This window comes from Clostridium psychrophilum, from assembly GCF_018861705.1.
In the GTDB taxonomy this organism is placed as follows: Bacteria; Bacillota; Clostridia; order Clostridiales; family Clostridiaceae; genus Clostridium_AD; species Clostridium_AD psychrophilum.
The window spans coordinates 1-19,534 of sequence record NZ_JAHLEC010000060.1; the positions used below are offsets into that span (position 1 = coordinate 1).

At 28.3% G+C, this 19,534-nt stretch carries 14 protein-coding genes, 4 rRNA genes and 2 pseudogenes; 3 read left to right on the forward strand and 17 right to left on the reverse strand.

The genetic code is table 11. The annotated features are described in order from the left end of the window. Both KPL38_RS12415 and KPL38_RS12420 read right to left on the reverse strand, forming a co-directional pair. A 16S ribosomal RNA gene (locus KPL38_RS12415) occupies positions 1 to 64 on the reverse strand; the annotation flags it as partial. Between the two features lie 644 nt (positions 65 to 708). Beyond that, positions 709 to 2,106 (reverse strand): amino acid permease, encoded by a 1,398-nt coding sequence (locus tag KPL38_RS12420; protein WP_216289466.1) that lies wholly within the window; start codon positions 2,104 to 2,106, stop codon positions 709 to 711. Positions 2,107 to 2,611: 505 nt separating this feature from the next. Here KPL38_RS12420 and KPL38_RS12425 point away from each other — a divergent pair. Further along, positions 2,612 to 4,474: a beta-N-acetylhexosaminidase gene (locus KPL38_RS12425; RefSeq protein WP_216289453.1), complete on the forward strand. Its 1,863-nt coding sequence runs from the start codon at positions 2,612 to 2,614 to the stop codon at positions 4,472 to 4,474. A gap of 153 nt (positions 4,475 to 4,627) precedes the next feature. Here KPL38_RS12425 and KPL38_RS12430 read toward each other — a convergent pair whose 3' ends face one another. The 5 genes and pseudogenes from KPL38_RS12430 to KPL38_RS12450 form a co-directional block, all read right to left on the reverse strand. Beyond that, complete coding sequence (locus tag KPL38_RS12430) at positions 4,628 to 5,587, reverse strand: NAD(P)-dependent oxidoreductase (RefSeq protein WP_216289454.1); 960 nt, start codon at positions 5,585 to 5,587, stop codon at positions 4,628 to 4,630. Positions 5,588 to 5,735: 148 nt separating this feature from the next. Beyond that, complete coding sequence (locus KPL38_RS12435) at positions 5,736 to 6,683, reverse strand: L-lactate dehydrogenase (RefSeq protein WP_216289455.1); 948 nt, start codon at positions 6,681 to 6,683, stop codon at positions 5,736 to 5,738. Positions 6,684 to 6,802: 119 nt separating this feature from the next. Then, complete coding sequence (locus tag KPL38_RS12440; RefSeq protein ID WP_216289456.1) at positions 6,803 to 6,985, reverse strand: hypothetical protein; 183 nt, start codon at positions 6,983 to 6,985, stop codon at positions 6,803 to 6,805. A 335-nt stretch (positions 6,986 to 7,320) separates the two neighbouring features. Beyond that, positions 7,321 to 7,557, reverse strand: a pseudogene (locus tag KPL38_RS12445) (mannitol dehydrogenase family protein); the annotation flags it as partial. 134 nt (positions 7,558 to 7,691) lie between these two features. Then, positions 7,692 to 7,914, reverse strand: a pseudogene (locus KPL38_RS12450) (GntR family transcriptional regulator); the annotation flags it as partial. 241 nt (positions 7,915 to 8,155) lie between these two features. Here KPL38_RS12450 and KPL38_RS12455 point away from each other — a divergent pair. Beyond that, complete coding sequence (locus tag KPL38_RS12455) at positions 8,156 to 9,511, forward strand: VanW family protein (RefSeq protein ID WP_216289457.1); 1,356 nt, start codon at positions 8,156 to 8,158, stop codon at positions 9,509 to 9,511. A 275-nt stretch (positions 9,512 to 9,786) separates the two neighbouring features. Here the strand turns inward: KPL38_RS12455 and KPL38_RS12460 are convergent, their stop codons facing one another. The 6 genes from KPL38_RS12460 to KPL38_RS12485 form a co-directional block, all read right to left on the reverse strand. Then, complete coding sequence (locus tag KPL38_RS12460; RefSeq protein ID WP_216289458.1) at positions 9,787 to 10,344, reverse strand: tetratricopeptide repeat protein; 558 nt, start codon at positions 10,342 to 10,344, stop codon at positions 9,787 to 9,789. Positions 10,345 to 10,406: 62 nt separating this feature from the next. Then, on the reverse strand, positions 10,407 to 11,201 hold the full coding sequence (locus KPL38_RS12465; protein WP_216289459.1) for a pyruvate, water dikinase regulatory protein: 795 nt from the start codon (positions 11,199 to 11,201) through the stop codon (positions 10,407 to 10,409). Positions 11,202 to 11,264: 63 nt separating this feature from the next. Further along, on the reverse strand, positions 11,265 to 12,428 hold the full coding sequence (locus tag KPL38_RS12470) for a class I SAM-dependent methyltransferase (RefSeq protein WP_216289460.1): 1,164 nt from the start codon (positions 12,426 to 12,428) through the stop codon (positions 11,265 to 11,267). Positions 12,429 to 12,780: 352 nt separating this feature from the next. Further along, positions 12,781 to 15,171 carry a sensor histidine kinase gene (locus KPL38_RS12475; protein WP_216289461.1) on the reverse strand — a complete coding sequence of 797 codons (2,391 nt, stop codon included), beginning with the start codon at positions 15,169 to 15,171 and terminating at the stop codon, positions 12,781 to 12,783. A 351-nt stretch (positions 15,172 to 15,522) separates the two neighbouring features. Continuing rightward, a complete protein-coding gene (locus tag KPL38_RS12480) occupies positions 15,523 to 16,485 on the reverse strand; it encodes a DMT family transporter (RefSeq protein ID WP_216289462.1) in 963 nt (320 codons plus the stop codon). Between the two features lie 142 nt (positions 16,486 to 16,627). Continuing rightward, positions 16,628 to 17,431, reverse strand: a complete 804-nt coding sequence (locus KPL38_RS12485) for a lipid II flippase Amj family protein (RefSeq protein ID WP_216289463.1) — start codon at positions 17,429 to 17,431, stop codon at positions 16,628 to 16,630. A gap of 72 nt (positions 17,432 to 17,503) precedes the next feature. Here KPL38_RS12485 and KPL38_RS12490 point away from each other — a divergent pair, with 72 nt between their 5' ends. Next, positions 17,504 to 17,647 (forward strand): ABC transporter substrate-binding protein, encoded by a 144-nt coding sequence (locus KPL38_RS12490; protein WP_216289464.1) that lies wholly within the window; start codon positions 17,504 to 17,506, stop codon positions 17,645 to 17,647. Positions 17,648 to 17,960: 313 nt separating this feature from the next. On the opposite strand, the gene KPL38_RS12495 is transcribed toward KPL38_RS12490, so the two are convergent. The 4 genes from KPL38_RS12495 to rrf (KPL38_RS12510) form a co-directional block, all read right to left on the reverse strand. Then, positions 17,961 to 18,746: an HAD family hydrolase gene (locus KPL38_RS12495; protein ID WP_216289465.1), complete on the reverse strand. Its 786-nt coding sequence runs from the start codon at positions 18,744 to 18,746 to the stop codon at positions 17,961 to 17,963. Positions 18,747 to 18,923: 177 nt separating this feature from the next. After that, a 5S ribosomal RNA gene (gene rrf, locus KPL38_RS12500) occupies positions 18,924 to 19,040 on the reverse strand. A gap of 119 nt (positions 19,041 to 19,159) precedes the next feature. Continuing rightward, a 5S ribosomal RNA gene (gene rrf / locus KPL38_RS12505) occupies positions 19,160 to 19,276 on the reverse strand. Positions 19,277 to 19,395: 119 nt separating this feature from the next. After that, positions 19,396 to 19,512: ribosomal RNA gene (gene rrf / locus KPL38_RS12510) — 5S ribosomal RNA — on the reverse strand. Positions 19,513 to 19,534 lie beyond the last annotated feature (22 nt).

Here is a 19,534-nt window from a genome sequence, read left to right on the forward strand (position 1 = left end):
CGACTTGCATGTGTTAGGCACGCCGCCAGCGTTCGTCCTGAGCCAGGATCAAACTCTCAATTTAAAAGTTTACACTTTTTATTTGAAATGATTAATCTGCGACAACTGTTAAGTTATACGCGAGCTCATTACAATACTTTTAGTCTTACGACTAAATTTTACTTTATACTAAAGTAATTAACTGGTTTAAAACAAAATATTATTTCATTTCTTTACCTATTTCTCTGTTTAATTTTCAAAGACCAACTTGCTTTGTCATCATCTGACAACTCCTACTATAATACTAGATATTTCTTCTTTTGTCAATCTTTTTTTAATTTGCTTTATAAAAAACTTATTAAATTTTAATTAACATCAAATTTAATTCATCGCACGTTTGTTTGTGACGACAAGGAATATTCTATCACATTATTAATAGTATGCTTTCATTATGGAAGCTCTCTACGTAACTCATCTTTATATTCCGACATATAGCTCTAAATAATTCGCTATTTCGCATTTAGATACACATGGTTAAGTAATTCTAATATTGTCAATATTTCTAATCTTAACAATATTAGTGACTGTTACTACTCTTATCACTATTATAAATACTCGTCAATTTGCTAAATAAAATTTATATAAAAAAGTACCTATAGCTCAAACACCTTATTTCAAAATGCCCATTCTATAGATACCAGTTTAAATTCTAATAATTATATTATTTTATTATTTATAATTAATTGGTTCTTTACTGAAACTTGCCTCTTTTAAATCAACAATCTTAGTTTTATGCTTTATCTTATATCCTATCCATAAAGCTAAAAATAAAGGTAATCCTATATATGAAGCGATAACATTTTTCCAATCAATTGGACTTGCAAAAAAATAAGTTACTCCTTGTCCTAATATTACAATTACACATAACACCAATGCAAGAATTGGACCAAAAGGGAAAAATTTTGCTTTATATTTTAATTGTTTTAGATCTTTACCTTGAATCATGAATGCTTTACGAAAACGATAGTGACATAATGCAATTCCTACCCATGCTATAAATCCAGCCAAACCTGAAGCCGCAACTAACCACATATATACTGTTTCTTGCGCATATAAGCCTATTAAAAAAGATGCGGAAGCTACTAGTGTAGTAATATATAAGGCATTTACAGGAACCCCTTTTGAATTTACTTTAGAAAAAGCTTTTGGTGCCCTTCCTTCTCTTGACATTGCATATAACATACGACTAGCCGCATACATTCCAGAATTACCGCAAGAAAGTACCGATGTTAAAACTACAGCATTCATAATACTTGCGGCACCTGCAATACCTGCCCTTGCGAAAATAGTTGTAAAAGAGCTCGTAGTGACACCTGCCTCTGTAAAAGGTATCAAAGCACTGATAATAAATATAGCACCTATGTAGAAAATAATAATTCTCCAAAATACACTTTTTATTGCTTTAGGTACATTTTTCTCTGGATCTTCACTTTCTCCTGCCGCAATACCAATTAATTCTGTTCCCTGGAAAGAGAACCCTGCAATTAAGAAAACCATTAATATCCCTTTAAACCCATATGGAAATGGTCCTCTCGCACCGCTTTTAGGATCTAAAAACGTAAAGTTTGATAGTCCTATGTGATGACCTCCTAGTATTCCGAAAATCATTGCAACACCTACCGCCAAAAACACTAGAACTGCTACTACTTTAATACTTGCAAACCAAAACTCTGATTCACCATATGCTTTAGCTGAGAGCATATTTAGTCCAAATAATATCACCAAAAATAAAATACTCCAAATAATTGATGGTACATTTGGAAACCAATATTTCATAATCATAGCTCCTGCAACCATTTCAACTGCAACAGTAATTGCCCAGTTATACCAATAGTTCCAACCTAATGCAAATCCCAATGCTGGGTCAAAAAATCTTGATGCATATGTTTCAAATGAACCAGTAACTGGCATGAATGTGGCCATTTCGCCTAAACTAGTCATTAAAAAATATACCATTATTCCTATTAGTGTATATGCAACCAATGCCCCTCCTGGGCCTGCTTGACTTACAGTCCCTCCTGAAGCCAAGAATAATCCTGTTCCGATTGCTCCACCAATAGCAATCATATTAAGATGTCTAGATTTTAGTCCTCTTTTTAATTGGCTCTTTTCTATGTCGCTTGTTTTTAATTCTCCCAATTGTTTCCTCCTTAATTAATAGCTATGTAACCTGAAAATTCATAAAATATGTTTGTTGTTTAATCCCTTGGTAACTTCATTAACATAAAATTCCAGTGCTTGCCATCATTCAATATATTTTACACCATTACTGATATTATTACTAATAAAGAAAGTTTTATTTTATTATTTCTAAACCTATTGATTTTTTGTTTAAAATGGTATAACGTAAACAAATAGATGAATATTTGTTTTAAATATTCTATTTTGATAAAATTTTATATTCATTGTATTAGCATCTTTTTTTGTGAGGTTTTATCACAAGACTATTATAAAAAGAATGCTTTTATTTATTTATGGTTATAGCTAAAATATCCAATAAAATTGAGAATTAACTGGATATTAAAAAGTAGTAACACAAATCATAATCGAAAAAATTTAGGAAGTGCACAATATGTTTTTAATACCAAGTCCAAAAAAATTAGAGATAAAAAAAGGTACATTGCAGCTTAGACGAGATAGTGAAATAGTTTTAGATTATCGATGTGATTTTGACGATCTAAATGCAGCTATTTTATTGCAAGAAGAAATTGAACAACGATTAGGATTTAAATTAGTAATAAATAAATCTTATGACTGCAATAGTAATAAAATTATAATTCATTTTAAAAAAACAATAGGACCAAAAGAAGCTTATAGTTTAAATATTTCTGGAAAATGCATTGAAATAAGTGCAGCTACTTCTATAGGTATATTTTATGGAGTACAAACATTAAGACAAATAGTTAGGCAATATGGTTCTATACTTAATAATCTTAAAATTGAAGACGAGCCCTACTTTGCTAACCGAGGATTCTATCACGATGTTACAAGAGGCAGAGTTCCAACACTTAAAAATCTTATGGAACTAGTTGACAGGGCCTCTTTTTATAAGATTAATCAGTTACAATTATATATAGAACATACTTTTGCATTTAAAGGCATGAGCGAAATATGGATGGATAAAGATCCACTAACAGCTGAGGAGATATTAATATTAGACCAATATTGCATAAAAAAGCATGTTGAACTAATCCCTTCATTATCTACCTTTGGACACATGTATGAAGTACTTAGATCAAAATCCTTCAATAAATTGTGTGAACTAGATAACAGTGAGGGAGGCGAATATTCCTTTGAGAATAGAATGAATTCACACACCCTGGATTCAACTAATGAAGATAGCATAAAACTAGTTGAAAAAATGTTAACACAATATATGCCTCTATTTAGTTCCAATACATTTAATATATGTTGTGATGAAACCTTCGACTTAGGCAAGGGCAAAAGTAAAGCTAAAGCAGATGAAGTAGGTGTTGGAAGATTATATGTAGATTTTTTAAACAAAGTAATAGATATAGTACAGAAAAAAGGGAAGAAAGTAATGTTTTGGGGTGATGTTATTTTACTACATCCAGAACTTTTAGATGATATAAGCAAAGATGCCATATGTCTAAATTGGGATTACAACGAAAATGCCAATGAAGATGGTACAAAGGCAATAACTGAATCAGGCATGGAACAATACGTATGCCCAGGCGTATGGGGCTGGAATCAACTCGTAAACAAAGTAGACAAAGGTTTCGAAAATATAAAAAGAATGGTTGCCTATGGTGTTAAATATGGTGCTACAGGTGTTCTAAATACTGACTGGGGTGATTTTGGGCATATAAATTTTTTAAGTAGCTCAATCCCTGGCATGGCATATGGAGCCTCCTTATCTTGGAACCCTAATGGAGAAAAGGAATTTGAAAATGTGTTTAAAGGCTTGTCTTTAATAGAGTATGGTGACGATTCGCTTACACTCGTTTCTCTATTAAATCAATTGTCCAAAAAACAAGTTGTAGGATGGTTTGAACTGGTCGAATGGAAAGAAAACCACAGTAAAAATTTGAAGTTCAACGAAAGTCTCAATAAACTTGATTGGGAAGAGATTTTAGATGGCTATAATTTAGCATGTGAAATAGAAACTAAATTTACAACATTATCTAAAAAAGTTTGTATTAACACATTTGATTTGCAAGAATTTATTGTTTCAGCAAGGGCAATACAATTAGTAGATAGTTTTTTCTTAAACCTTTTAAAAAATGAGTATGGGAAGGATGTAAAAGATACTGTATTCATGCCAAACGACCTAGCAGAAAACCTAGAAATTTGGTTTTGTGATTATGCAAAAATTTGGAGGGCAAGAAATAAAGAAAGTGAACTCTATAGAATTAGAGAAATCATAGTTTATGCTTGCAAATACTTAAGAGGAATATCTTCGATAACTTGCTAATAAAGTATCCTACCTCTTAAACTAATGAAGTTATTTCTTAATGTTATCTTTAATTTTAAAAATCCTCCTACAATGGGAGGATTTTTTATATGCACATATTTATTTATAAGGTAAAAACATTTAAGATATAGTTTATAACAATTTGTAGTTTCATTAATTTACAACATTAATTGATTTTCCTTTAATAAATGATTTAATATTATCAGCCATAAGTTCAATAAGCCTTTGCCTCGTCTCAAAACGCCTCCACCCAATATGGGGAGTTAAAATAACATTTTCCATATCAAACAATGGATTTGTTAATTTAGGTGGTTCTGGATCTTGAACATCAAGGGCAGCACCAGCAATTTCTCCATTTTGCAATGCTTCAATTAAATCATTTTCTTTTATTAAAGCTCCCCTTGCAGTGTTAATGATAAATGCTGAAGGTTTCATTAATCTTATCTTATCCTTATCAATAAAATTCAATGTATCTTTGGTTAATGGACAATTAAGTGAAACAAAATCACTCTGTTTAAGTAAATCTTCAATTGAAACAAAATGTACATTTGGGTTGTCCCACGGTTTCTTGGTTCTACTATATATATTAATGTTCATTCCCAAAGCTAATGCAATTTTTATAACCTCGCGACCAATAGCACCATATCCTCCAATTACTCCAAGTGTCTTATTTTGCAACTCAAAATGTGGGAGTTGTAAATGTTTACTGAAGTTATCAAAATTTTTCTGTTTAAGCATAATTTGCTGCTGAATTAATGAAGAACTAAAATTCAAGATATAAGTAATTACTAAATCAGCTACCCCTTGGGTGCTATAACTAGGAACATTGCAGACAGTAATATTTTTTTGTCTTGCAGATGCAATATCAATATTATTATATCCTGTACCTGCTTCGCAGATAAGTCTCACAGAGTCTGGAAATTGAGATATTAACTCTCTACCCAAAGGTAATTCTTTTGTAATTACTATAGTTTGATCTTTTACACGCTTCAAAATTTCTTTATCGCTACTTTCATCGTATTTTGTAAAAGTAGTAAGTTCTGATATTGATGAAAAATTGAGTTTATTATCAAAGTTAAGTTTTGCTAAATTGAGAAATACTGTATTTTCCATATGTCCCTCCTATTTTCATTACTTCTAATATTACTTCTAATACTACTACTATTTGCTTAAAAAATATAGCATCTAAAATCTATTTATTAAACAATTAAAAATACCAGTAAAATATTTTACTGGTATTTTAAATTTAAATTATTAGATTCTATATTTTTGAATCTTCTATAACTGCTTTAAGCACCTTTGAAGATTCAAATAATTTAGTATTTTCATCTTCGCTTAGTTTAACATCCAATATTTGCTTTACACCATCTCTACCTATAATTGTTGGTACTCCCATATATATATCTTCAATTCCATATTCTCCTTTTAATAGAGAAGATACTGTAAGAATAGATTTTTCATTACTTAATATTGCTTCAACTATCCTTCTTATAGCTAATGCAACTGCATAGTAAGTTGCGCCCTTCTTTTTAATAATAGTATAAGCTGAGTCTTTTACCTCTTCATATATATCAAATTTAATCTCTCCATTGCACTTTTCAGTACAAATATGACAGTATTCATCAATGTTCATTCCAGCAATACTAGTTAAACTCCAAGTTGCAATTTCCGAATCGCCATGTTCACCCATTATATAAGTATGAATATTTCTAGCATCAATTTCAAAGTGTTTACCAAGCAGATATTTAAATCTCGATGTGTCAAGAACTGTTCCCGATCCTATAACTCTATTACTTGGGAATCCTGAAAGCTTATATGTTATATAAGTAAGTATATCTACAGGATTTGAAACTACCAATAGTATAGAATTAGGACTGAATTTTACAACCTCTGGAATTATAGTTTTAAATATTGCTAAATTTCTTGAAATACAATCTAATCTAGTTTGTCCTGGTTTTTGACCAACCCCAGCTGTAATAATTACTATATCTGAATCTTTAGTGTCTGCATACTCTCCAGCAGATATTTCTATAGGTCTTACAAAAGATACACCATGTGCTAAATCCATAGCTTCCCCTTCAGCTTTATCCTTATTTATATCTACAATTACAATTTCAGAAGTTAATCCACTCGTCATTAAAGCAAATGCAGTAGTAGAACCTACAAATCCTGCTCCAATTATGGATATTTTATTCCCCTTTGACCTCATATAAAAACTCTCCCCTTTTTTACTAATAGTATATACCTAATAGTATATCTCTAATAGTATATACCTAATTTAATATAAAAACACCCTGAATTAGCAGAGTGCTTAAAATTTTTATTTAATTAACACCAATCTATATTACTACCATTATAATAAACTCTTAGCGAGTTACCATTTCTTAAATTAACTTTAATTGCTGTGTCTTTCCCAGGTTCATTGTATTCTTCAAACCCTGCAATATGTTTTTTAGACTCTTTACTCCTTAGTTCTAAATAATCTTGAAATAATATTTCGTGTTTATACATTCTCATTACCATCCTTTAACCATTACGGCATATAATTTAACTATTACTATTACTATTACTATTACTATTACTTTTTCTTTTCCTATATCTATTCTTTACATTATGTCCAATTCTACTTTCGTTAATCATTATACACTATAATACATCATCCGACAATTTATAACATAAATATATAATTAATTAATTTAAACTGTTCCTACAAAATTATAGAAAACCTAACATTACACTATGCTAAATTTAATTATTATATGCAGCTAACTACTATTTTGTGACTTTAATCCATCTTCTATAATTATTTTACACTGATTTAAATCTTCTTTTAAAAGTTGAGTTTATGATTTGATTGTTTCGCCAAATCTTATCCCAATTTTTTGAGAAGTGTCTGATACTATTCTTTGTGGAGTATCTGGTATATATGGATTTGGAAGTTTTACCTCAATTACTTCCTTAATATAATCTTCTGGATTAAATATTTTAGGATCAGTAACCACTGGCATTCCTTCAATATAGCCAATATTCTTCACTAGCTTCTTTAAAGCTGGATCTTTCATTTCATCTGCAATAAGATTAAATTCTCACTAACTTTATGTTTAGTTTTTTCTACACTAAGTATATTTAATGAGAAATGATTGCTACTTAAAATAACTTGTATAATCTTGTTTCAATTGATTTTTATCAAAATTAACCATTGTTAAATGTTCTATAATAATTTCTTTTGGAAAATTTTCACATGCTAATCTTAATATAGCTCTTTCTAAGTGTTCTCTCATAAACCTAGCTTCTTCAACCGACAATAAATCAATTAAAGATACAAATGTTCCTTTTTGAGGATAAACGCTTATTAATCCTTCCTGTGATAACCGCGCAAATGCCTCTCTAACAGGGGTTCTGCTTACATTAAATTTTTCTAAAATTTCTATTTCAGAAATAATTATCTTATAATTGCATTTTTATTATTAATTAGTTTAAATATATGTATTATAATATATACAGATGTTTTAAAAGAATAAAGGTCAATCATGTTAGTAATTATGTTATACTTTCAATATAAAATATTAAAAGTGCTATTGTTTAAATTAAATATACTAAATAGAAAATTTAAAAGTAAATTAGTATATAAAAAAACTTTGCTAATATAATATAATAAAGTCTGGGGGAATAATTAAACTTATGGAAAAAAAATTTCTGATAAAACTAGCCTTACCCTTAATCGTTGTTTTAGGTGCAAGTGGATTTTATTGCTATATGTATATTAATACAAAAAAATGGTCAGGTCTTATATACCCCGGGGTTAAAATTGCTGAGGTAGATGTATCTGGAAAAACATTAGCACAAGCTAATGATATAGTCACTAAAAAGTATTCATCTGCTATATTAAAAAAAAATATATACATAAAAACACCAACAAAAACATATTCATTAAATTATACACAAATAAATGCGAAATATAATGTTGATGCTGTTGTAAAAGAAGCTTTTAATTATGGAAAGGACTTAAAAATGTACGATCAATATAAATTGATTAAAAAACCTATAAAGAAAGAACTTAAAATGGAATTTACCTACAATCCTAAATCTATTAACGATTTAATTTCAAATATGAAAAAGGAAGTTAATAAAACCCCACAAAATGCAAGTATTTCTATGGTTAGTGGTAATTTTAGGGTAGTTTCAGATACAAAAGGTTTTAAGCTTATAGATGATAAACTAAAGAAAGATATTATAAGCAAAATAAGTGGAAATATAAAAACTCCTGATATTTTTGTTCAAGCAGAAATTAAAACCCTTTCTGCAATTAAAACAAAAGAGAAGCTTCAAACTATTAATACAAAGCTTTCAAGTTTTTCTTCTAATTTCAGTACCTCATCCTATGGAAGATCTACTAATATAATCCTTGCTACCAATAGTATAAATAAAACTCTTATAATGCCAGGTGAAAGCTTTAGTTTTAATGCTAAAATTGGAAAACGAACTGCAGCAAAAGGCTATAAGCCCGCTCCCGTTGATATTGGAACCAAAGTAAGTTCAGATTATGGTGGCGGAATATGTCAGGTATCTACCTCACTTTATAACGCAGTAATAAGGTCAAACATTAAATCTACTGAAAGAAATCATCATTCGATACCTTCAACTTATATACCCCTAGGCATGGATGCTACTGTAGATTGGGGCAATTTGGATTATAAATTTAAAAATACTTTAGAGTATCCTGTTTATATCGAAAGTACAGTAAACAATAAAGTACTAACTTTTAATATTTATTCTAATTCAAGTTTAAATAATAAATCTTATACTTTAGTAAATGATGTTTATAACACTATCAAACCTGGTCCGGTGCAATATATTAATGATTCTACTCTACCAGTTGGTAAAAATGTTGTAGATCAATTTCCTTTGACTGGATATAGTGTAAGAACTTTTAAAGATACTATACAAAATAGTAATGTTATTAGTCATGAACTAATTTCAAACGATCATTATCAGGTAAAAGCTGAAGTAATAAAAAAAGGCACAAAGAAAAATTAAATATTATTAAAAATATAAATAACACCATGTACAAATCGTCCCTCTAAGATGATGTGTACATGGTGTTACTTATTGTATTTTTCTCTATATACTTAAGTATTAGCTTATTATGTATAATTGTTATATCCTTCACAAAGCAGTTTCCTTCTCTTGTATGCCTAATAAGATTTTATAACAATGAATCACTAAAGAAAAAGTACTCCTGCTTACTCAGTCAATATAAATGCTACTGATAGGCATTTGGTCATCAATATAATAGTATTTTTCTATTTTCCTTAAGAAAATGCTTTATATGCAAAGAAAAATGAACCTAAAAATACTAATATAGCAGTTATCAATACAATAATTACCAATCCAAACTTATTTAGTTTAAATTTATGTACTACTTTATCCTTTTCAGTTTCTTTTGTTATTTTTTCTTTCATAATGTTATCTTTGTTTATTGATGCTTTTAGATTAAATTGACACAACTTCTTAACACATAGGTTTTTAATTTTTATTAACATTGTATTCTCATTAAATATTAAAAGTCCTTGTTTAGAACAAACTAAAGCTGCTTCAAACCTATCAAGCATAAACAAAAGTTCACTTTTTCTAACATATGCATATTCTTTATTGCTATCAAATTTTATACAATCAGAAAAACTTACAAGAGCTTTTTCATAATTTTTTATTTCTTTATAAGTACATGCCATAATAAAGCATATTTGAGATTTTTGCGTTTGAGTAAAATCATCATTTAAAATTCTTTCGCAAATAGGAAAAATAGAGTTAAAATGATCGGCTTCCAAATATTTATTTATGGTTTCTAATCTTTTATTGAAATCATCCATGAAGTTCCACCTTTCGCAATTTAATCAACTAAACAACATTATGCCATGTCAAATATATATTTCTATGCTATACTTTTCATAATAATTAATGCCGTGTCCTCTATAGCTCTTTTAGTAACATCAATTATTAAACACCTTGTCTTTTTCATTATCTTTTCTGCAAAATCTAACTCATCTAATATTCTTGCATCATTAGAATATTGAAAACTAGAATTGAGTCCATTAAATTTGTCCATTCTGTGTTTCCTTATTTCAATAAGCTCAAAAGGATTTATTGTAAGCCCAATAATCTTTCTTCCAGGAATGTTATATAATTCCTCTGGAACAGGCACTTCCGGCACTAAAGGTATATTTATTGCTTTAATTCCTTTATTAGCTAAATACATGCATAGTGGAGTTTTCGATGTTCTTGAAACTCCAATAAGAACAACATCAGCATGATTTATTCCATTATAATCTCTACTATCATCGTATTGTATAGCAAACTCCATAGCTTCTATTCTTTTATAATAATCCTTGTCCATGTTCCATATTGCACCAGGAATATATTCTGGTTGTTTATCTAATAGCTTCGACGCAAGTCCTATAACTGGTCCTAATATATTTGATATAAATATTCCTTTTTCTACACATCTTTGGACTAAAAATTCCTTCACATCTACCATAATTATAGTTGAAATAATCATGACTTTAGAGTTACTATCTATTTTGCTGATAAATTTATTAACATCCTCAGCTGTTTTAATATATGGTACTCTTTTTATTGTAATACTATCTGGAAACTGGCTTTCAACTGACTTTGCTACAAGTTCAGCTGTTTCCCCTATTGAATCAGATACCGCATATATTGTTAACATATATTAATCTCCTCCAATTTTCTTTAAAAAAATTAAAATTCACTTTTATATGAAATATAAAAATTATATTAAATTATCTTTTTTTAATAAATTAAATAATGTTGGATTTAAATTAAATTGATTCATTAAATTATTAACTTCGGCCAAAGCTTTTTCTTTTATATCTAAAGGGATATTAGATAAAGTGGCTCTAATTAATATATTTTTAGGAGAATGTGAAATATCTATAAATTCTAATAACTGAGTTTTATACCCTACACTTTCTAAAAGATTTGCTCTAACTGAATCGGTCATAAGTGATGATATTCTTTCTTGTACTATTCCATACTTTGTTAATATAGACAATGATTCTGTCTTAATTTGACTATTAAATTCATGTTGACAACAAGGAACAGAAAAAATCATCTTACTATTCCACTTTATCGCATTATACAAAGCATAGTCAGTAGCTGTATCACATGCGTGTAATGTAATTACCATATCTACTTTATTATCATATTTAAATCCATTTATATCCCCTAATTCAAAATGTAAATTTTCATAATTATATCTTTTAGCTATGTCATTACAGTTCTTAATTACATCCTCTTTAAGATCAAGGCCTATCATTTTAACATTAATCTTCTTAATTTCTACAAAGTAATAATATAATACAAATGTTAGATAAGATTTCCCACACCCAAAATCTAATATTGTAAGCTCTTTGTAATCATTTTTTTTGATTTCATCATCAATAATCTCAACAAACCTATTAATTTGCTTATATTTATCATATTTTGAATTAACTACCTTGCCCTCTTTTGTAAAAATACCTAAATCTATAAGAGGTTCTATCGCCATACCTTCTTTAAGAATATAATTTTTTTCTTTATTATGTTCTTTATTATCAATAGTTGCATTATCAGCATTTTTCTTTCCTAAATGTACTTTGCCCTTTTTAGATATTTTCAAATCATAAGTAGCTATATTTGACCAAGCATCCACTTGTTTATAATTAGAGGATACGTATTCTAAAAGTTTATCTCCTAAGATATTTGTATCAATATTTTCATGGAACACTTGCTTATCAGTATACTTTTCTATTTGGTAATATTTTTTTACATCATTTTCTTTTAATACAAATGTTATTTTATTATACTCTGAATCCTTGTTTGCCTTATTACTTATAACTAATTTAATAATATCTTGCTTAGCTATTTCATCAATCGCTTTTTTTAATTCTTCCATATCAACACACCTTATAATTTATTTTGAAACTCCCCTTGCTATTAAATCATCTCCTACGGAGCTGTAGCATCTCTTAAAGAGATGCATCATCTCCTTTTCGGAGCTGCAACGACTTCAGAAGGAGATTTAACTCCAACTGAAGTTTTATTTTTGCTATGGTAGGTAAATCCCACTTATAGAAGTGGAATACTTTCCTTCTGAAATGTCGTTAATAATATTATTATATACCACTTTAATTAATTCTAACACTTTAAGCAATAAATTGTCCAAAATAAAATACAAAAAGTAGTATATAACTTGCAAGTTTCACATTGCAATCACACACTACTTTCTTTGCTTTACTTCCTAATCTTTAATCATATATATCCGAAAACTCAATCTTAATCCGTTCCACTTTGCATTCTTTTGAAAAATCTCCATTTTCTTTAGGTTTTTCATCTTCAGGCAACAATCTAACAGGAATTTCTACTTTAAATTCACTGCCCTTGCCAGGAGTGCTTTGTAACTCAATGGTTCCGTTATGAATGACTATTAACTCCTTAACTAATGAAAGTCCTATTCCACTTCCCTCCCTGTTTCTGGATAAAGACTTGTCAACTTGAACAAACTTTTCAAATATAGCTGATTGTTTTTCCTCAGGTATTCCTATTCCAGTGTCTTTAACCGCTATAACTACACTATCTACTTTATTGTATATATTAACTTCTATTTTTCCACCACTAGGAGTAAATTTAATTGAATTGGATAATAAGTTCAGTATTATTCGCTCCATTGCATCTAAATCAAAAGCCATAACTCTTTCTTCTATTTCTGTATCAAAAATTATAGAAATATTTTTACTTTTAACATAAACAACAATTGATGATACAATATTTTCTACTACATGCACTATATCATTATTCTGCATATGTATAGAAAAATCACCTGCATCAATTTTTGTTATATCTATCAGATTACCAATAATTCTAAGCAATCTGAAACAATTATGTTTCATTATATCTGTGTATTTCTCTATGTGTTCATGTTCTTCTCTAAGTGGATTATTTTTTAGTTCTATAACTTGAAGAGCACTAAAAATCAAATTTAAAGGTGTTCTAAGTTCATGAGAAATATTTGAAAAGAAGTTTGTTTTTAATTTATCATAACTTATTAATTCTTTAATCATCTTTTCATTCTGCTCATTGTTTTTTGAATCTGTTATGTTAAAACCTAATAGTATCAACCCTTTGTAAGTTCCATCATCATTAAATAATGGTATTCTTAACGTATCATATATTTTATTATTATTCTCTCTCTTATCTTTTATAACTTCTTCACTTCTGCATATTATGCCTGTATCCCTTGCTTTTCCATCCTTCTTTGACCAACTTTCTAATACATGTTTTGCTTCTATTGATATATTAATCAATTGCTCAGTGTTTTTATTTTTACAATCTTTTTCATCCATATCCAATAGTGTTAATGTTGAATTATTTATATCAAGAAATTCACCCTTAGCATTTTTAAAGTAAATTATATTAGAAGTGGAATTTATTAATGTATTTAACAAACTGTCACTTTCCGATAACAATTTTTCAACATGCCTACGTTTATTTATATTAATAATCACAAAAATAATTGCTCCTAAAATTATAAATAGAACAATAGATGTAACAATCAAAATTTGTTTTTTAGACATATTATATGTTTCATGAGGTTTATTAAGAATTTCAGATCCTTTAGGTAAATCTTTCATATTTATATTAAATTGTTTTAATTTTTCATAATTAAATACATATCTGTGAGCCGAATCCTCAGTAATAGGGATATTTGACACTTTTTCACCATTCATTATTTTTAAGGCTAGTTTACCTGTTTGCTTTCCTAAGTCTTTACCATATGTAACAACTCCACCAACACTTTGTTTATTAGTAAATAGATAGTCTGTAGAATACATAGGGATATTTACATCTTTAAAAAGATAATTAACACTTTCTTCAATTGAAATGTCATAACCATTATCATTTTTAATTGTTCCATTAGGATCAAAATAAATAATAGTGTCTTTAGTTAAACTTTTTATTTTTTTCTTAAGTTTTGTAATATTTCCTTCATCAGAAAATAAGAATTTAACTTTACCTTTATATGAAGGTGCTAAATCTTCTATAATATTTTTAGCGATAATACCCTTTGAATCGTTGCCTGTAATTACAAATATTTGTTTAGTTGTTGGATGAAGTTTTAAACTAATATTTATAGTATCTTGAATATCTGAACTTTTTACAAGCCCTGTAAATAGAGGATGTTTATTAATTCTAGACTTATTAAAGTTGTCTACTCCACAAAATACAACTGGAGTACCCGGAAATAAAGAATCTCCGTATTTCTGCAAAAATTCAAATGCATTATCATCTAAAGTAACCACAACATCAAATTTAGTGTTTTTAAATTTATATTTACATAATTTATAAAACACCTGTGAAAATTCTTTTTCATAATCATAACCAGAATCCAAATATTGAATTTTAACATCTATACTTTTTTTACTATTAACAAACTCTGAATTTATTGCGGAGGTAATTTGCCCTGTCCAATTCATTGATTGATTCCCAGCCGTAATACTACTATCATTTCCATTTGAATTTAAAATCAACACATTTTTCTGAACTGCATTCTCAGCATAAACAGGACTAAGAAAAAATAGAGAAAAGATTATAAAAGATATGAAGAAAATATAAGATTTTATGTATTTACTATTTATCATACAAGAATTAAAGCCTCCTGAAAAGAATATATTCTATACTACAATGCTAATTTCATTTATTTAATATATATAGGCAACTTTTTATTACAAGTTGCCTATATACATATTCTATATAAAATACAAATTTCCTCTATTTATATGATATAAATACAATATGTATGGATCCTTATTTAAAAGGTCAATTAAACTAAAAAAATGTCTCAATTTGCTGTAAAAATGTCTTTTACCCTTAAATGAATGATTTATAATTACAAATAGTAAAACCCTAAAAGCACCATCACTTTTAGAGTTTTACACATAGTTATATTTTTTGTGTAATGTTATTAATACCATTCTATATAAATTTTATATTTATTCATTGTTCACTTCTACTTCTGTAATCTCTAACTTAGCCATTCGACTTGTGGCTGTGAAACTTATAATAGAGCCTATAATAATAAACAAAATTCCTATTACTGTGTTTATTTCAATTGCTTCTTTTAAAATCATTAATGCTAAAATTGGTGCCAAAGCAGGCTTTATAAAGAAAACTATTGATGCAGTAGTCGCAGAAGTTTCTTCCATTGCTAAGGTATAAAATGTATACCCAAGTCCAGTAACAAAAAGACTGATGTATGCTAACATAGGCAAATTGCTTAAAGTTATACCATGAAAAATAGGGATGTTTGCAAATTCTTTTAACCCACGAGTGGAGAAAAAATTTGCTACAAAACTTAATTTTGTAATAAGTATAAGTATTAACATTTCTAGACTTCCAAATAAAAATGTGAAACAATTTATGACTATTCCTCCAAATTTCATGCATCTTTTATTACATATTACGCTATATAAAGCAAATGTAACAGATGAAACAATGATAAATATTATTCCAAGCAAACTAATAGTCATATTAAAAGGATTTAATATACACATCATTCCAATTATGCTTAAAATCATCGAAGCAACAGTATGTTTATATAATTTTTCACCAAGTAAAAAGAAGGCAAATGTAACTACAAACACCGGATTACAACTGAAAAGAATTGCAACTAAAGATGCCTTACAGTATAAAATAGAAAGCTGATAAAAATTCATACTTACTACCACGCAAACAAAACCTGTAATAAGAAAAAATTTAACATCATCCTTACTTAATGAAAGTTTTCTATTTTTCAAGCTTTTAATAGCCAATGGAAGTAGTAGTATAGAACCTATAAAAAATCTCAAGAAATTTATCTGTATAGGATTAAATTCAGTGGAAACCATTTTTAAAACTATTTCCATAGTGCTGAAAAGAAATGCAGATAGAATAATAAACCAATATCCTTTTTTCATTATTAATACCTCTAATATATTGAATTTGATAATACATCTAATATTATAATTAATAAATATTAGAAAAAATCAGTTTTATTAAAATGTGAATAAATTTGAATTACTATATATCATACCACAATATGCTATTTTTTGCTATCATTTAGATTAACTTAGCAGTAAATGATATTACTTTTGCCGCTGGTACTAATAGAACTTGAGCTAAAAGTGTACCTACTATTAATCCTCCAACAATAAAGATTATACATCTATCAAATTGTAATTGAGTACATTCTCCATTTATAACATCATCAGTCAAGATTGATATAAAAGGATCAGTAAATATTACCATAATAATTGTTGCGACACCAGTTATTACAGCTGACAATGTACTACATGTTGTTCTTAATTGCGGATTTAAACATCCAGCATACAAAGATGCTAAAACACCAACAGTTGATATAGCGAATGCTATAGTGTTAAGAACCACTATTCTTTTAGGAATCATTTTTAAATTTCTTAATTGTAACAAATTTTCTTTGTTTGGTTTAGTGACACTCCTTTTAAACTGCTCTATCCCAGATTTTGAAAACCCATGTAATAACACTTTAGATATTGAACGATTAACACTAAATGATTCTACAGCTTTTCCAAAGATTTTTATAAACGTTGGCATCAAAGCTGCACCAATAATTGTTGCCAGTGTTGTCGAACCTAATATCCATCTAAATGTAGTTAATAAAGTTTCAGGATTTCCAATTTTTATAGTATTTTCAATTTTTTTAGCTAATAATGGTGCTTGAATACTATTTGCAGTCCTAGATATTAGTGCAAAAATATTGAAAACTGCAAAAGATACTGCTATTCTTCCTGTCCTTACCCCAACAATTCTTACAGAATAAGCAAGCGTTGAAATTATAGAAATGATAACCGTAAGAATTAAAACAATTATTACCTGTATAGACATTTACTTTCACCCATCTCTCTAATATTCTTTTCTCATTCACTCATTAATACAATATACCTTGAGTATTATACCATGAAAATATTAGTATCTAGAAAAGGTGTGATTATTAAAAATCTAAAAGATTTAAGTGGCAAAAAAATCGCAGTTCCTCAGTTTGGAAACACTCAGGATTTAACTTTTAGAAAAATAATATCTGACAATGGACTTAAAAGATAAAAGAAAAGGTGGGACCGTTGAAATTAGGCAAGCAGTAAATGCAGATATTTTAACCTTACTACATTAGAGAGACATAGATGCTGCATTAGTACTTCAACCTTGGGGATCTAGGCTTATTAAAGAAGCAAAAGCAAATATTATATTAGATTATAAAGATTTCAAGTAATTTTATGATTTAGATTGATTTAGATTATAATATAACATCCTACCACGTAAAAACAGATATATTGAAATATTTCTAATATATCATAAAAAAAATGGATTATAATATATATATTATAATCCACTCTTTTTATTAATATCTAAAGTATATCTACCTTATGAATTTTTCAATTCCTACTGCTACTCCATCATTGCCAACATCACATGTCACTTTTTTAGCATGCATTTTTACTTCATCGCTAGCATTACCCATAGCAATTCCACATCCAACTGCCTCTAACATTTCTACATCATTTTTACCATCACCAAATGCATAACTGTTTTCGATAGATACGTTTAAATAAGTTAGTGCTTTCATTATTCCTGATGCTTTTGTTTCTTTTTTAGAATATATTTCAAATATATTTCCTGATATATTATGATTGCACTCAAATTCTTCATTTTGTAATGATAAACAATAATCTGCCGCTTCTTTATTTGTACATAACATTTCCATTTTATATACATCAATATCATTAATATTATATTCTTCTTTTATATACTTTCTGGAAATACTAAAACTATCATAGTTTAAATATAGCTCCTTGTATTCTTTCTTCATGTATGAATATATATCTCCTTGCAATATGTATTGAACATCATATTTTTCAAAATTACCAACAATTTTATTAATAGTATCCTTATTAATTCGTTGTTTGTAAATCACCTCATCTCCAACTATTACTTGTGCACCATTAGTAAGTACAAATCCATCAAAACCAAACTCAAGTAATTCGTTGTTTAAAAACGCATAAGGTCTACCAGTTGCTATAAAAATATAGTTACCATCATTTTGCAATGCTTTAATACATTTTTTTACTCTTGGAGTAATATGAGTTATATCATTTAAACAACTTATTAATGTTCCATCTATATCAAAAAATATTGCCTTCTTCATAATTTGTCTCCCTTATTTCATATTAATTACATATATTTTATACAATTCATAATAATATATTTGTAATCTCATATCTTATTATATACCAAAAAGTCGAATATTAAATAATAATCTACTTTATAGATAAATTCACCAAAAAAGTAAAAAGCACTAAGTTAAACTTAGTGCTTTTTTATTACCTGGCGACAACCTACTCTTCCACAAGGTTACCCCTGCAGTACCATGGTTGCATTGAAGCTTAACCGACCTGTTCGGTATGGGAACGGGTGTTACCTTCAGGCCATAATCTCCAGATAAGAATATAAATATTTTCTGAAAATCTAGCTTCAAGTAAATTTAACCAAATACAAATTGCTGCTATTTTATTTACAAAAAAGTAAAAAACACTAAGATAAACTTAGTGTTTTTTTATTACCTGGCGACAACCTACTCTTCCACAAGGTTACCCCTGCAGTACCATGGTTGCATTGAAGCTTAACCGACCTGCTCGGTATGGGAACGTGGGTTACCTCAAGGTCATAATCTCCAGATATGAATATAAATGTTTTTTGAAAATCTAACTTCAAGTAAATTTAACCAAATACAAACTACTGCTATTTTATTTACAAAAAAATAAAAAACACTAAGTTAAACTTAGTGTTTTTTTATTACCTGGCGACAACCTACTCTTCCACAAGGTTACCCCTGCAGTACCATCGGCGCATTGAAGCTTAACCTTCGTGTTCGGTATGGGAACGGGTGTTACCTTCAGGCCATAATCACCAGATTGAGAATATAAATATTCTCTG

What these genes read in the sequence shown, in the direction of transcription:
- KPL38_RS12430 (WP_216289454.1), bottom strand. Translation starts at nt 5,587, where the DNA reads ATGGAAAATACAGTATTTCTCAATTTAGCAAAACTTAACTTTGATAAT.
- KPL38_RS12440 (WP_216289456.1), bottom strand. Translation starts at nt 6,985, where the DNA reads ATGTATAAACACGAAATATTATTTCAAGATTATTTAGAACTAAGGAGT.
- KPL38_RS12480 (WP_216289462.1), bottom strand. Translation starts at nt 16,485, where the DNA reads ATGAAAAAAGGATATTGGTTTATTATTCTATCTGCATTTCTTTTCAGC.
- KPL38_RS12435 (WP_216289455.1), bottom strand. Translation starts at nt 6,683, where the DNA reads ATGAGGTCAAAGGGGAATAAAATATCCATAATTGGAGCAGGATTTGTA.
- KPL38_RS12460 (WP_216289458.1), bottom strand. Translation starts at nt 10,344, where the DNA reads ATGGATGATTTCAATAAAAGATTAGAAACCATAAATAAATATTTGGAA.
- KPL38_RS12495 (WP_216289465.1), bottom strand. Translation starts at nt 18,746, where the DNA reads ATGAAGAAGGCAATATTTTTTGATATAGATGGAACATTAATAAGTTGT.
- KPL38_RS12425 (WP_216289453.1), top strand. Translation starts at nt 2,612, where the DNA reads ATGTTTTTAATACCAAGTCCAAAAAAATTAGAGATAAAAAAAGGTACA.
- KPL38_RS12475 (WP_216289461.1), bottom strand. Translation starts at nt 15,171, where the DNA reads ATGATAAATAGTAAATACATAAAATCTTATATTTTCTTCATATCTTTT.
- KPL38_RS12485 (WP_216289463.1), bottom strand. Translation starts at nt 17,431, where the DNA reads ATGTCTATACAGGTAATAATTGTTTTAATTCTTACGGTTATCATTTCT.
- KPL38_RS12490 (WP_216289464.1), top strand. Translation starts at nt 17,504, where the DNA reads ATGAAAATATTAGTATCTAGAAAAGGTGTGATTATTAAAAATCTAAAA.
- KPL38_RS12455 (WP_216289457.1), top strand. Translation starts at nt 8,156, where the DNA reads ATGGAAAAAAAATTTCTGATAAAACTAGCCTTACCCTTAATCGTTGTT.
- KPL38_RS12420 (WP_216289466.1), bottom strand. Translation starts at nt 2,106, where the DNA reads ATGATTGCTATTGGTGGAGCAATCGGAACAGGATTATTCTTGGCTTCA.
- KPL38_RS12465 (WP_216289459.1), bottom strand. Translation starts at nt 11,201, where the DNA reads ATGTTAACAATATATGCGGTATCTGATTCAATAGGGGAAACAGCTGAA.
- KPL38_RS12470 (WP_216289460.1), bottom strand. Translation starts at nt 12,428, where the DNA reads ATGGAAGAATTAAAAAAAGCGATTGATGAAATAGCTAAGCAAGATATT.